We start from the raw sequence: 12,759 nt of genomic DNA, 5'->3' as shown, positions 1-12,759 counted from the left end.
TCATCCCATGTCAGTGTCGGGGTCTGCGCCGGGACTCTACGCACTTGACCCCCAGGCGCCCGAATTAGCCCTGGCGCTGCTTATGCTTGGGGTTCTGGCAGATGACCATCACGCGGCCTTTGCGGCGGATGACCTTGCACTTTTCGCAGATGGGTTTCACGGAAGGCTTGACCTTCATGATGTTGAACCTCCTTTTGGTTGATACCCTGGTGCTTATTTGGAGCGCCAGGTGATGCGGCCCTTAGAAAGATCATAGGGCGACATTTCCACGGTAACCTTGTCCCCGGGCAGGATACGGATGAAATTGGTCCGCAGCTTGCCGGAGATGTGCGCTAAGAGGATGTGACCGCTGGGAGTGAGCTTCCCGGTGTTCTTATCCTCGCTCAACATTTCCACCTTAAAGATGGCGTTGGGCATGGCTTCACGCACAATGCCTTCGATCTCGATAACGTCTTCCTTAGACAAGCTATTTGCCTCCTCATTGGATCTGCTCAGTTTGTCGTTGAACCTGAACCGGTGCCTTTGCCTTGGAACCCTGAAAGCGCCGCGGTTTTCACGTGCCTGCGCCCGTTTGACCGCAGCTTGCCGCTTCAGCGTTCTCCAGTTCCAGTGCCGGTCCACAGACGGACAGGCGGCGATGATCGCCACATACTTCATCTTTCGCGGCACAAAATCCGCAAAACGGGCAGAAAATCCCTGTCCGCCGAGGAAGTATCTGGCTTCCACAGCCATTTATAGATTATACACCTTTTGTTGTCAATTTGCAAGAGGTTTTTTCCGTATTTCCGATAAAAAATTCTCGAAATTCAAAAGCTGCCCTTTCTCTCCCCGGTCTTGGTTTTTCTCCACCGCAAAGATGAAACTTTTTCACCAAAAGTTGTCATAATTGCACAAACAGCAGGTCTGTCCCTGCAAAAACGCCGCCTGCGGCGGAGCATTTCTGCTCTTCACAGGCGGCGCTTCTCATATTTCAGGGATCAGCTTACTTCAGGCTGAACTTTTCCGGGTCAAAATCCGGGTCATCCCAGAAGCGGGTCATGATCTCAGTGTGATCCTTCAGGATCGCATTGGAGTGCTCAAAGTGCGCAGCCAGACCACCGTCCTTGGTCTTGACGGTCCAGCCGTCCTTGGACTGGGTGATCTTGCAGTCGTACTGGCAGATCATGGGCTCAATGGCAATGGTCATGCCGGGCACAAGGCGCGGGCCGCGGCCCTGATGGCCGTAGTTGGGCACTTCCGGGTCCTCGTGCAGCTCACGGCCGGTGCCGTGGCCCACGAACTCGCGGACGACCGAGAAACCGGCATCCTCGCAGTAGCTCTGCACGGCATAGCCAATGTCGCCGATGCGGTTGCCGGCCACAGCCTGCTCGATACCTTTATAAAGAGCAGCCTTGGTCACGTCCAGCAGGCGCTGTGCTTCCAGATCGACCTTACCCACCGCATAGGTGCAGGCATTGTCGCCGTTGAAGCCGTCGATCTTTGCGCCGGTGTCGATGCTGACGATATCACCGGGACGAATGACGATGTCATGCGAAGGGATACCATGGATGATGGTATCGTTCAGGCTGATGCAGGCCGTGCCCGGAAAGCCATACAGACCCTTGAAATTGGGGGTGCCGCCGTGCTTCACGATGAAGTCGTAGATCAGCTTATCCAATTCCCATGTGGTCATACCTGCTTCGATATGCTCACCGCCGTACTTCAGGGCAGCTGCGCTCAGGGCATTTGCCTTGCGCATGCCGTCCAGCTCTTTCGCATTTTTGATCTGAATCACGATTATGCCTCCAAAGCTTTCATGACTTCAGCCGTGGTCTCCTCGATGGAGGGGCAGAACTTGATCTCTGCCAGCTTGCCGCGGGTACGGTAGAACTCCACCAGCGGCTCGGTCTGCTCATGATATGCTTTCAGACGATCCAGCACGGTGGCAGGCTGGTCGTCCTTGCGGATGACGGTCTTGCCGCCGCACAGGTCGCATACACCCTCGACCTTGCTCTTCTTGTTGACGATGTGGTAGCTTGCGCCGCACTTCTCGCAGACGCGGCGGCCGCTCATGCGGTCAACGATCACATTGTCCTCGACCTGCAGCTCCAGCACCTTGTCGATGCGGATGCCCATGGTCTCGATGGCCTCGGCCTGAGCGATGGTGCGGGGCACACCGTCCAGGATGAAGCCGTTTGCGCAGTCCGGCTGAGCCAGACGCTCTTTCAGGATGCCGATGATGACCTCATCGGGCACCAGAGCGCCAGCGTCCATAAAGCTCTTTGCCTTCAGGCCCATCTCGGTGCCTTCCTTGACAGCAGCGCGCAGAATGTTGCCGGTGCTGATGGAGGGGATGTTCAGCTTGGCGCAGATGATCTCGGCCTGAGTGCCCTTACCAGCACCAGGTGCGCCCAACAGGATCAAATTCATAGGATCATTCCTTTCCTTTGTTAGAGGATGTAAACTCCAAAAAAGTAAAAAAGCACTGAAAAGTTCGAGCGTACTCTCCTTTCCAGTGCTTTCTCACATCTTAATTATTGTGGATCAACCAAGGAAGCCCTTGTGGTTGCGCATCGTCATGAAGCTGTCGAGGCTGCGGGTGGTATCAAGTGCCACACCAACCACGATCAGCAGGCTGGTACCGCCCAGCTGGATGCTCATACCGGTCAGGTTGCCCAGAATGATCGGCAGCACAGCCACCGCAGCCAGGAAGATGGCACCGATGAGGGTGATCTTGTTCAGGGTGCGGGTGATGAAATCGCTGGTCGGCTTGCCGGGACGGAAGCCGGGGATCGAGCCGTTGTTGCGGCGCAGATTGTTGGCGATCTCAACGGGGTTGTACTGGATGGCCACATAGAAGTAGTTGAATGCCAGAATCAGCAGCAGGTAGATCACAACGTACAGCCAGGAGGTGTAGTTGAAGGTGTGGAAGAATGCATACCACACCGGGTGTGCCTGCTGGTCGATCTGCAGGAAGCTGCCGACGGTGCCCGGGATGGACACCAGAGCCGAAGCGAAGATGATGGGCATAACGCCGCTCATGTTCAGCTTCAGGGGCAGATAGCTGTTCTGACCGCCCATCTGCTTGCGGCCTACCACGCGCTTTGCGTACTGAATGGTGATGCGGCGCTCTGCGTTGGTCATGACGACCACGAAGACCACAGCCACCAGTGCCAGCACGATCAGCAGCGGCAGGAAGAAGTAGTACTGAGGCTTGCCGGACGCTGCCTGAGTCAGCAGACCCTTGACAGAGGTGTACAGCGAAGACCAGTTGGAGACGATCGAAGCAAAGATGATGAGCGAGACACCGTTGCCGATGCCCTTGTCATCGATCTGCTCACCGCACCATGTAATCAGCTGTGCGCCAGCCACAAAGGTTGCGATGATGACGATGGCGGCAAAGATGCCGGCACCGCCGGAAACGTACTTCAGTGCGCCCATATTGCGGATCACGAAGTAGTAGCCGATGCTCATGATCAGAGCGACCACAGCACCTGCGTACCGGTTGATCTGCTGCAGCTTCTGCTGGCCGTCGGCTTCCTTTGCCAGATTTTCCAGCGCGGGAATTGCCACGGTGAGCAGCTGCACAATAATGGAGGCGTTGATATAGGGTGTCACACCTAACGCGAAGAGCGTGCAACGGGCCAGAGCACCACCGCTCATCATGTTCAGATAGGAGAGCATGTCGCCGTTTGCGAACATCTGCGTCAGCGCAGAGCCGGAAACGAACGGAACGGGGATGGCACAGCCCAGACGGTACACCACGAGGATCGCCAGCGTGAACAGGAGACGATTTTTAAGCTCGGGGATCTTCCATGCGTTACGGAATGTCTGGAACACCTTACATCACCTCAGCCTTTCCGCCTGCCTTCTCGATTTTCTCTTTGGCAGAAGCGGAATAGGCTGCGGCCTTCACGGTCAGAGCCTTGGTCAGCTCGCCGTTGCCCAGAACCTTAACGCCGTCCAGGGTCTTCTTGACCAGACCCTTTGCCTTCAGAGCCTCGGTATCGACGACATCGCCGGCATTGAAAGCAGCTTCCAGATCAGCCACGTTGACGATGGCGTACTGGGTAGCAAAGATGTTGTTAAAGCCAACCTTGGGCAGGCGGCGTGCCAGAGGCATCTGGCCGCCCTCGAAACCAGCGTGCTTCACGCCGGAACGGGCCTTCTGGCCCTTGCTGCCGAAGCCGGCAGTCTTGCCATTGCCGGAGCCAATGCCGCGGCCCTTACGGGTCACAGCCTTGTTTGCGCCGGGAATCGCGTGCAATTCATGAAGTTTCATTATGCGTATACCCCCTGCTATTAGGCTTCGGTGACGCTGAGCATAAAGCCGATCTTTGCGATCTTGCCCTGCGTAGCGGCATTGTCAGGCTGAACGGTAACGTCGCCCGGCTTCTTCAGGCCCAGAGCCTCAGCGGTAGCGATCTGCTTAGCGCCGCGGCCAATCAGGCTCTTCTTCAGCTCGATCTTGAGCATCTTATCTGCCATGGTTTGTTACCTCCTTAACCCAGAATTTCTTTCACGGTCTTGCCGCGCTTCTCAGCGACAGACTCAGCGCTGACCAGGCCGCACAGACCTGCGAAGGTAGCAGAAACAACGTTGATGGGGTTGTTGGAACGCATAGACTTCGCACGGATGTCCTTGATGCCAGCAGCCTCAATGACGGCACGCACAGGGCCGCCGGCGATCATACCGGTACCGGGTGCAGCCGGCTTGAGCAGAACGGCGCCTGCGCCGTACTTGCCGACGATCTCGTGGGGGATGGTGGTGCCCTTCAGGGCAACCTTGTGCATGTTCTTCTTAGCAGCAGCTTCGCCCTTGCGGATTGCCTCAGGCACTTCGCCGGACTTGCCGATGCCGTAACCGATGGTGCCCTTGCCGTCGCCTACGACAACCAGAGCGGCAAACTTCATGATGCGGCCGCCCTTGACAGTCTTGGAAACGCGGTTGATGGAGACAACCTTGGTGATCATGCCGTCGTCTTCACGGTTTCTCATAGCCATAATGTGTTTCCTCCTCTCATTACAGCTTCAGGCCGCCCTCACGGGCGCCATCAGCCAGGGCCTTAACACGGCCATGATAAACGTAGCCACCACGGTCGAACACGACCTCGGTGATGCCCTTTTCCAGAGCCTTTGCTGCGATCTTCTTGCCGATCTCAGCAGCGGCCTCGACGTTGCCGCCGTTGCCGTTGAAGTCCTTGTCCATAGTAGAAGCCGACACCAGAGTCACGCCCTGCTCATCATCGATGATCTGAGCGTAAATGTGCTTGGCGGAGCGGAAAACATCCAGGCGAGGACGTGCTGCGGTGCCGCTGATCTTGTTACGAACGCGGCGATGACGACGAAGACGAGCTTCGTTCTTGTCGATCTGCTTAACCATTGTCTTTCACTCCTTACCTTATTTCTTGCCCTTGCCGGCCTTGCCTTCTTTGTGCTTGACAACCTCGCCCTCGTAGCGGATGCCCTTGCCCTTGTAAGGCTCAGGCGGCTTCTTGGCGCGGATCTCGGCAGCATACTGGCCGACCTTCTGCTTGTCAATACCGGTAACGGTGAAGTGGTTGGGATCCTGCCACACGATGGTGCAGTCCTCAGTATCAGGAATGTTCACCTGATGAGAGAAGCCCAGGTTCATGACCAGGTTGGAGCCCTGCTTCTGGCAGCGCAGACCAACGCCCACGATCTCCAGCTTCTTCTCGTAGCCGTTCACAACACCGTTCACCATGTTGGCGATGTTGGTACGGGTCAGGCCGTGCAGGCTGCGGGCCTGGGGTTCGTCATTGGGGCGGGTAACCAGAACTTCATTGCCCTCGACCTTGACGGTCATCAGGGGATGATAGTTGGAATTCAGGCTGCCCTTGGGGCCCTTGACGGCGACGTGATGTGCTGCCTCATCGACAGTGACAGTAACGCCGGCAGGAATGACGATGGGTTTTCTTCCAATTCTCGACATTGTCTTTTACCCCTTTCTTACCACACGTAGGCCAGGACTTCGCCGCCGACGTGTGCAGCACGTGCAGCCTTATCAGTCATGATGCCCTTAGAGGTGGAAATGATTGCGGTGCCCAGGCCCTTCATAACCTTGGGCATATCCTCGCAGTTGGTGTAGATGCGCAGGCCGGGCTTGGACACGCGGCGCAGACCAGCGATAACGGGCTCGCCGTTAACCTGATACTTCAGGGTGACAACGATGGTGCCCTGAACGGTGTCGTTCTTGACCTGCATGCCCTTGATGTAGCCCTCGTCAACCAGAATCTGGCAGATAGCCTTCTTCATGTTGGAAGCGGGGATCTCCACAGAAGGGTGTTTGGCAGTGCTAGCGTTGCGGATGCGAGTCAGCAGGTCCGCGATAGGATCAGTAATCTGCATTTGCCACTAACCTCCTTAGATTAGCTCTCGTTTGTTTTATAATGATACCGCCCCGAAACATCGTTGCCCCGGGGCGGATATCCGACAAATTATCCGGCCCTCTGGCTTGATTACCAGGAAGCCTTCTTCACGCCCGGGATCTCGCCCTTGTAGGCCAGCTCACGGAAGCACACACGGCACACGCCGTACTTGCGCAGCACGGAGTGGGGACGGCCGCAGATGCGGCAGCGGGTGTATGCACGGGTAGAGAACTTAGCAGGACGAGACTGCTTCAGCTTCATAGACAGTTTAGCCATTGTAGAAATCTCCTCCCTTAGTTGTTCTCTGCGAACGGAGCGCCCAGAGCCTTCAGCAGCTCCTTGCCCTCTTCGTCAGTCTTGGCAGTGGTGACAAAGCAGACATCCATGCCGCGGACTGCATCGACCTTCTCGAAGTCGATCTCGGGGAAGATGATCTGCTCCTTGATGCCGCATGCAAAGTTGCCGCGGCCGTCAAAACCGTTGCCGTTGATGCCGCGGAAGTCGCGGACACGGGGCAGTGCGATGTTGAAGAAGCGATCGACGAACTCATACATACGCTCACCGCGCAGGGTGACCTTGCAGCCGATGGGAGTGCCCTGGCGCAGCTTGAAGTTAGCAACGCTCTTCTTGGCACGGCACACAACTGCCTTCTGGCCAGTGATCTGGCCCAGATCCTTCATGACAGCTTCCAGGATCTTCTCGTTGTCCTTGGCTTCGCCGCAGGCAACGTTGATGACGACCTTGTCCAGCTTGGGGATCTGCATAACGCTCTTGTAACCGAACTTGGAGTTCAGAGCAGGAGCAATTTCATTGACATACTGTTCTTTCAAACGAGCCATTGTTCCTTACTCCTTTCTTACAGCTCAGCGCCGCACTTCTTGCAGACGCGAACCATCTTGCCGTCCTTCTCGACGTGGCCCACACGCACGGCCTTGCCGCACTTGGGGCAGATGGGCATGACCTTGGATGCGTACATAGCACCCTCAGCCTTGACGATGCCGCCCTGCTCGCCCTGACGACGAGGCTTGACGTGCTTGGTAACCATGTTCTGGCCCTCAACGATGACCTTGTTCTCAGAGGGGCTGACCTGCAGGACCTTACCAGTGTGGCCCTTGTCCTTGCCGCTGATGATCATAACGTTGTCGCCGGTTTTAACATGAAGATTATTCATTTTTAAAACCTCCTTACAGCGATTCCGGAGCCAGGCTCAGGATCTTGGTGTAGCCGGCATCACGCAGCTCGCGAGCAACGGGTCCAAAGATACGGGTACCCTTGGGGCTCTTGTCGGCCATAACGATAACGGCGGCGTTCTCATCGAAACGGATGTAGGAGCCGTCGTCGCGGCGGACGCCATGCTTGCTGCGCACGATGACAGCCTTCACAACGTCGCCCTTCTTAACGGAGCCGCCGGGGGCTGCCTTCTTGACAGAGCAGACCACGACGTCACCAATGTTTGCGTATCTCTTGCGGGTGCCGCCCAGCACGCGGAAGCACATCAGCTCCTTGGCACCGGTGTTGTCGGCAACTTTGAGATAAGTTTGCATCTGAACCATATCAGATATCTCCTTTCAAACTGTTCAAAGCAGCGGGCAAATTACTTTGCCTTCTCAACGATACGGACCAGGCGCCAGCGCACATCCTTGGACAGGGGGCGGCACTCCATGATCTCAACACGGTCACCGATGCCGCACTCGTTCTGCTCATCACGAGCCTTGAACTTGGCGGTACGCTTCAGGATCTTCTTGTACAGGGGGTGCTGCACGCTATCCTTAACGGCAACCACGATGGTCTTATCCATCTTGTCGGACACGACGACGCCGACGCGGGTCTTTCTCAGATTACGTTCTTCCATCGTTTAACCTCCTTACTGCTTCTCAGCCAGAACGGTCATCACGCGGGCGATGTCCTTCTTGACTGCTTCGATGCGGCCGGGGTTCTCCAGCTGGTTGATGGCATGCTGGAAGCGCAGGTTAAACAGCTCGGCCTTCAGGTCTGCCAGCTTGCTGGTCAGCTCTGCGGTCTGCATTTCGCGGAGTTCATTAGCCTTCATTGGTGCCATCCTCCTTCACGGAGTCCTCACGGACAACAAATTTGCACTTGATGGGCAGCTTGTGCATAGCCAGGCGCAGTGCCTCACGAGCAGTTGCCTCATCGACATCTGCCAGCTCGAACAGAACGCGGCCGGGCTTCACAACTGCAACCCAGTATTCGGGAGAGCCTTTACCGGAACCCATGCGGGTCTCAGCGGGCTTTTCAGTCACGGGCTTATCGGGGAAGATCTTGATCCACACCTTGCCGCCACGCTTGATGTAACGAGTCATGGCAACACGAGCAGCCTCGATCTGGGTGGAAGAGATCCATGCCGGCTCCAGAGCAACAAGGCCGTACTGGCCCTGGCACACCACGTTGCCGCGGGTAGCCTTGCCGGTCATGCGGCCGCGCTGGACGCGGCGGTACTTAACACGCTTAGGCAGTAACATTACTTGTTGCCTCCTTCCTTCTTCTGAGCGGTCTTAGCGCTCTTCAGGACTTCGCCCTTGTAGACCCACACCTTAACGCCGATGCGGCCGTAGGTGGTAGCAGCCTCTGCAAAGCCGTAGTCAATGTCAGCACGCAGGGTCTGCAGGGGGATGGTGCCCTCGTGATAGCTCTCGGTACGAGCGATATCAGCGCCGCCCAGACGGCCGGAGCACATTGCCTTGATGCCCTTTGCGGGAACGGTTGCGCGATCGCGGGGGCTCATGGCATTGCGCATGCACTGCTTCATGGCACGGCGGAAGGTCACGCGGTTCTCCAGCTGACGAGCGATATCCTCAGCAACCAGCTGAGCGTTGGTAGCAGCGCTCTTGACCTCGATGACATTGACGATGACAGTCTTGCCATACTCCTTGGTCAGCTTGTTCTGCAGAGCAACGCGCTCTTCGCCGCCCTTGCCGATGACCATGCCGGGCTTAGCGCAGTAGATGTTGACAGTTACGCGAGGAGCGGAAGTGGACGGGTCCACAGTACGCTCGATCTCGATCTTGGGCACACCAGCATCCTTCAGCTGAGCCTTCAGCTCAGTGCGGATCTTGTGGTCCTCGACGAGGTTATCGCTGAAATCCTTCTTGGAGGCAAACCAGCGGCTGTCCCAGTCTTTAATAACGCCGACACGAATGCCGTGCGGATTTACTTTCTGGCCCATTGTTTTCCCTCCTTACTCTTTCTCTTTCAGAACAACGGTCATGTGGCTGGTGCGCTTCAGGATGCGGTAGCCGCGGCCCTGTGCACGAGGCATCATGCGCTTCAGCGTCGGGCCGGGGCAGACGTAGCACTCGGCGACGTAGAGGTTGTTCTTGTCCATATTGAAGTTGTTTTCCGCATTAGCGGCTGCAGACTTCACCAGCTTCAGAAGGGGCTCACAAGCTGCCTTCGGGGTGTACTGCAGGATTGCCAGCGCTTCGTCCAGGGGCTTGTTACGGATCAGGTCCATAACGATAGACACCTTACGAGGACTAATGCGGGCATAACGAAGAATTGCCCGAGCTTCCATGTTGTGTTCCTCCCTCTATTACTTAGAATTACCAGTGTGGCCCTTGAAGGTACGGGTGGGAACGAACTCACCCAGCTTGTGGCCAACCATGTCCTCAGTCACATACACAGGCACATGCTTGCGGCCGTCGTGGACGGCAAAGGTGTGACCAACGAATTCGGGGAAGATCGTGGAGGCGCGGCTCCAGGTCTTGATGACCTGCTTCTTGCCGGAAGCGTTCATCGCTTCAACGTGCTTCATAAGAGCAGCCTGGACGAAAGGTCCTTTTTTAATGCTTCTACCCATTGTCTTAAACTCCTCTCTTACTTACCTGCACGCTTCACGATCAGCTTATCGGAGCGCTTATGATGCTTGCGAGTCTTGAGACCCAGAGCGGGCTTGCCCCAGGGAGTCATAGGACCGGAGTGACCAACAGGTGCGCGGCCCTCGCCACCACCGTGGGGATGGTCGCAGGGGTTCATGACGGTACCACGGCTGCCGGGACGCACGCCCATGTGGCGCTTGCGGCCAGCCTTGCCCAGGTTGACGTTCTCGTGGTCGATGTTGGAAACCTGACCGATGACTGCGGTGCAGTTCACGGGCACGTTGCGCATCTCACCGGAGGGCAGACGAACCAGAGCGTAGCCATTCTCCTTAGCCATCAGCTGAGCCATGTTGCCAGCGGAACGAACCAGCTGAGCGCCGCGGCCGGGATACAGCTCGATGTTGTGGATGATGGTACCGACGGGGATGTTCTCGAAGGGCAGGCAGTTGCCGGGCTTGATATCGGCAGACTTGCTGCTGACGACCACATCGCCCACCTTCAGGCCATCGGGAGCAATGATGTAGCTCTTGACGCCATCGGTGTACTCGACCAGAGCGATGAATGCGCTGCGGTTCGGATCGTACTCGAGAGTCTTGACGGTAGCGGGCATATCGGTCTTCTGACGCTTGAAGTCGATGACACGATACTTGGTGCGGTTGCCGCCGCCCTGATGACGGACGGTGATGCGGCCGGTGTTGTTGCGGCCGCTGTGCTTCTTCATGGGCTCCAGCAGGCTGCGCTCGGGAGCGACCTTAGACAGGACGCTGTAATCCGTGACGGTCATGCCGCGGCGGCCCGGAGTAGTGGGGCCATACTTCTTGATAGCCATAGTGCTATTCTCCTTTGTTTATCTTATGAATTATTATCGGGGTCATATCCCCATAGAGGAACCCTCGGCGGGTTCGGCTTAGACCATGCTGTTGAAGAACTCGATCTCCTTGGAGTCCTTGGTCAGGGTCACGATAGCCTTCTTGGATGCAGCGGTGTAACCGGCGTGCATGCCCTGGCGGCGGAAACGGCCGCGCACAGAGATGGTGTTGACCTTTGCGACCTTAGCGCCCGGGAACAGGACCTCAACGGCCTGAGCGATCTCGACCTTGGTAGCATCGGTAGCGACCTTGAAGGTGTACTTCTTGTCAGCGATGCCAGCCATGGAGTTCTCGGTAATGACCGGCTTCAGGATGATATCATGTGCGGTTTTCATTAGCCAAGCACCTCCTCGAGCTTCTTAGCTGCGTCGACGCTGATGATCAGCTTGTCGGCGTTCAGCACATCGTAGGTGTTCACGCTGCCTGCGAAGGTGGTCTTCACACCGGCAATGTTGCCAGCGCTCTTGACGAACTTTGCATCGACAGTCTCGTTGACCAGCAGGTTCTTCTTGCCGGCGCCAACAGCGTTCAACATTGCAACCACGGTCTTGGTCTTGTACTCATCGCAAGCGAACTTGTCAACAACGACCATGTTGCCATTGGCAGCCTTGTCGGACAGAACGCTCAGCAGAGCCAGGCGCTTGACCTTGTTGTTGATGTGGTAGTTGTAGCTGCGGGGCTTGGGGCCCAGAGCGACGCCGCCGTGAGTCCACTGCGGTGCACGGATGGAACCCTGACGAGCGTGGCCGGTGCCCTTCTGACGCCAGGGCTTCTTGCCGCCGCCGGAAACTTCCATGCGGATCTTGGTGTTCTGGGTGCCCTGACGCTGGTTGGCCAGGAAGTTCACCACAGCAATGTGGACAGCCTTCTCGTTCGGGGTGATACCGAACACGGCGTCGGAAAGCTCGATCTCGCTAACATGCTGACCGTTCATATCGACTACGTTAAACTTTGCCATTGTAGCTTTCCTCCTTACGCCTTCACGCTGTTGGCCAGAGTGATGATGGTGCCCTTGGAACCGGGGACCGCACCCTTGACAGCGATCAGATTGTTCTCGGTGTCAACCTTGACAACAGTCAGGTTCTGCACGGTGACGCGCACAAAGCCCATGTGGCCGGGCAGGCGCTTGCCGGGGAACACGCGAGCAGGGGTAGAAGTGGAACCGTTAGAACCTGCATGACGAGCAACAGGACCGGTGCCGTGGCTCTCACGCAGACGGTGCTGACCGTAGCGCTTGATAACGCCCTGGTAGCCCTTGCCCTTGGAAACGCCCACAACGTCCACCTTGTCGCCCTCTGCGAAGACATCAGCCTTCAGCACGTCGCCAACGTTCATTGCGGAAACATCTTCCAGACGGAACTCGCGCAGGGTCTTCTTGGGGGCAACGTTTGCCTTCTTGAAGTGGCCTGCAGCTGCCTTGTTGACCTTCTTGGCGGAAACCTCGCCGAAGCCCAGCTGAACAGCCTGGTAGCCATCGCTCTCGACGGTCTTCTTCTGCACGACGGTGCAGGGACCAGCCTCGATGACGGTGACGGGAACGACCTTGCCGTTCGCGTCGAACAGCTGGGTCATACCGACTTTCTTGCCGATAATGCCTTTAACCATTTTCTTTTCCTCCTGTAAAGGTTATTGGTTGGCAGCGCACGTCACTGCCAACATGACCCCTCGGGAAACGAGGGCATCGAAT

At 56.9% G+C, this 12,759-nt stretch carries 25 protein-coding genes; all 25 read right to left on the bottom strand.

Going from position 1 to position 12,759, the window contains the following annotated elements:
- Positions 1-64: 64 nt before the first annotated feature.
- Positions 65-178, bottom strand: a complete 114-nt coding sequence (gene rpmJ, locus DWV57_RS11570) for a 50S ribosomal protein L36 (RefSeq protein ID WP_005921832.1) — start codon at positions 176-178, stop codon at positions 65-67.
- Between the two features lie 35 nt (positions 179-213).
- Complete coding sequence (gene infA, locus DWV57_RS11565) at positions 214-465, bottom strand: translation initiation factor IF-1 (RefSeq protein ID WP_005937979.1); 252 nt, start codon at positions 463-465, stop codon at positions 214-216.
- A 517-nt stretch (positions 466-982) separates the two neighbouring features.
- Positions 983-1,774, bottom strand: coding sequence for a type I methionyl aminopeptidase (gene map, locus DWV57_RS11560; protein WP_097777145.1), 792 nt, complete (start codon positions 1,772-1,774; stop codon positions 983-985).
- A gap of 2 nt (positions 1,775-1,776) precedes the next feature.
- Entirely contained in the window at positions 1,777-2,409 is a 633-nt protein-coding gene (locus tag DWV57_RS11555; protein WP_005937991.1) for an adenylate kinase, read from the bottom strand.
- A gap of 114 nt (positions 2,410-2,523) precedes the next feature.
- A complete protein-coding gene (gene secY, locus DWV57_RS11550) occupies positions 2,524-3,819 on the bottom strand; it encodes a preprotein translocase subunit SecY (protein ID WP_120020861.1) in 1,296 nt (431 codons plus the stop codon).
- Position 3,820: 1 nt separating this feature from the next.
- Positions 3,821-4,261 carry a 50S ribosomal protein L15 gene (rplO, locus tag DWV57_RS11545; RefSeq protein WP_005934902.1) on the bottom strand — a complete coding sequence of 147 codons (441 nt, stop codon included), beginning with the start codon at positions 4,259-4,261 and terminating at the stop codon, positions 3,821-3,823.
- A 20-nt stretch (positions 4,262-4,281) separates the two neighbouring features.
- Positions 4,282-4,467, bottom strand: coding sequence for a 50S ribosomal protein L30 (gene rpmD / locus DWV57_RS11540; protein ID WP_005934904.1), 186 nt, complete (start codon positions 4,465-4,467; stop codon positions 4,282-4,284).
- A 14-nt stretch (positions 4,468-4,481) separates the two neighbouring features.
- A complete protein-coding gene (gene rpsE / locus DWV57_RS11535) occupies positions 4,482-4,982 on the bottom strand; it encodes a 30S ribosomal protein S5 (protein WP_005937997.1) in 501 nt (166 codons plus the stop codon).
- Between the two features lie 19 nt (positions 4,983-5,001).
- On the bottom strand, positions 5,002-5,361 hold the full coding sequence (gene rplR, locus DWV57_RS11530) for a 50S ribosomal protein L18 (RefSeq protein ID WP_005938000.1): 360 nt from the start codon (positions 5,359-5,361) through the stop codon (positions 5,002-5,004).
- Between the two features lie 18 nt (positions 5,362-5,379).
- Positions 5,380-5,931: a 50S ribosomal protein L6 gene (gene rplF / locus DWV57_RS11525; RefSeq protein ID WP_005938003.1), complete on the bottom strand. Its 552-nt coding sequence runs from the start codon at positions 5,929-5,931 to the stop codon at positions 5,380-5,382.
- A gap of 17 nt (positions 5,932-5,948) precedes the next feature.
- Entirely contained in the window at positions 5,949-6,347 is a 399-nt protein-coding gene (gene rpsH, locus DWV57_RS11520) for a 30S ribosomal protein S8 (RefSeq protein ID WP_120020860.1), read from the bottom strand.
- A 110-nt stretch (positions 6,348-6,457) separates the two neighbouring features.
- Positions 6,458-6,643: a type Z 30S ribosomal protein S14 gene (locus tag DWV57_RS11515; RefSeq protein WP_005921866.1), complete on the bottom strand. Its 186-nt coding sequence runs from the start codon at positions 6,641-6,643 to the stop codon at positions 6,458-6,460.
- 17 nt (positions 6,644-6,660) lie between these two features.
- On the bottom strand, positions 6,661-7,206 hold the full coding sequence (gene rplE, locus DWV57_RS11510; RefSeq protein ID WP_005938011.1) for a 50S ribosomal protein L5: 546 nt from the start codon (positions 7,204-7,206) through the stop codon (positions 6,661-6,663).
- A gap of 17 nt (positions 7,207-7,223) precedes the next feature.
- A complete protein-coding gene (rplX, locus tag DWV57_RS11505; RefSeq protein ID WP_005934911.1) occupies positions 7,224-7,538 on the bottom strand; it encodes a 50S ribosomal protein L24 in 315 nt (104 codons plus the stop codon).
- A 13-nt stretch (positions 7,539-7,551) separates the two neighbouring features.
- On the bottom strand, positions 7,552-7,920 hold the full coding sequence (rplN, locus tag DWV57_RS11500) for a 50S ribosomal protein L14 (RefSeq protein WP_005938014.1): 369 nt from the start codon (positions 7,918-7,920) through the stop codon (positions 7,552-7,554).
- Between the two features lie 41 nt (positions 7,921-7,961).
- The gene (gene rpsQ / locus DWV57_RS11495; protein WP_005938017.1) at positions 7,962-8,219 is read right to left on the bottom strand and encodes a 30S ribosomal protein S17; all 258 of its coding nucleotides are present in this window, start codon (positions 8,217-8,219) and stop codon (positions 7,962-7,964) included.
- A gap of 12 nt (positions 8,220-8,231) precedes the next feature.
- Positions 8,232-8,417, bottom strand: coding sequence for a 50S ribosomal protein L29 (rpmC, locus tag DWV57_RS11490; protein WP_005921879.1), 186 nt, complete (start codon positions 8,415-8,417; stop codon positions 8,232-8,234).
- Positions 8,407-8,847, bottom strand: a complete 441-nt coding sequence (gene rplP / locus DWV57_RS11485) for a 50S ribosomal protein L16 (protein WP_005938020.1) — start codon at positions 8,845-8,847, stop codon at positions 8,407-8,409. The genes rpmC and rplP overlap by 11 nt, the downstream gene beginning before the upstream one ends.
- Positions 8,847-9,551, bottom strand: coding sequence for a 30S ribosomal protein S3 (rpsC, locus tag DWV57_RS11480; protein WP_005938023.1), 705 nt, complete (start codon positions 9,549-9,551; stop codon positions 8,847-8,849). Before rpsC ends, rplP begins: the two co-directional genes overlap by 1 nt.
- 12 nt (positions 9,552-9,563) lie before the next feature.
- Positions 9,564-9,899 (bottom strand): 50S ribosomal protein L22, encoded by a 336-nt coding sequence (gene rplV / locus DWV57_RS11475; RefSeq protein WP_005921882.1) that lies wholly within the window; start codon positions 9,897-9,899, stop codon positions 9,564-9,566.
- 18 nt (positions 9,900-9,917) lie between these two features.
- Positions 9,918-10,184 carry a 30S ribosomal protein S19 gene (gene rpsS, locus DWV57_RS11470; protein ID WP_005921883.1) on the bottom strand — a complete coding sequence of 89 codons (267 nt, stop codon included), beginning with the start codon at positions 10,182-10,184 and terminating at the stop codon, positions 9,918-9,920.
- 17 nt (positions 10,185-10,201) lie between these two features.
- Positions 10,202-11,032: a 50S ribosomal protein L2 gene (gene rplB, locus DWV57_RS11465; RefSeq protein ID WP_097777144.1), complete on the bottom strand. Its 831-nt coding sequence runs from the start codon at positions 11,030-11,032 to the stop codon at positions 10,202-10,204.
- Positions 11,033-11,110: 78 nt separating this feature from the next.
- A complete protein-coding gene (rplW, locus tag DWV57_RS11460; protein ID WP_005938030.1) occupies positions 11,111-11,407 on the bottom strand; it encodes a 50S ribosomal protein L23 in 297 nt (98 codons plus the stop codon).
- Positions 11,407-12,030: a 50S ribosomal protein L4 gene (gene rplD, locus DWV57_RS11455; protein ID WP_005938033.1), complete on the bottom strand. Its 624-nt coding sequence runs from the start codon at positions 12,028-12,030 to the stop codon at positions 11,407-11,409. The genes rplW and rplD overlap by 1 nt, the downstream gene beginning before the upstream one ends.
- Before the next feature lie 14 nt (positions 12,031-12,044).
- Positions 12,045-12,677, bottom strand: a complete 633-nt coding sequence (gene rplC, locus DWV57_RS11450) for a 50S ribosomal protein L3 (RefSeq protein WP_005938036.1) — start codon at positions 12,675-12,677, stop codon at positions 12,045-12,047.
- Between the last annotated feature and the right edge of the window lie 82 nt (positions 12,678-12,759).

Source organism: Faecalibacterium sp. AF10-46, from assembly GCF_003604105.1.
Taxonomy (GTDB): Bacteria; Bacillota; Clostridia; order Oscillospirales; family Ruminococcaceae; genus Faecalibacterium; species Faecalibacterium taiwanense.
Note: the sequence above shows the minus strand (reverse complement) of the source record. Positions and strands in the feature narration are given on the sequence as shown.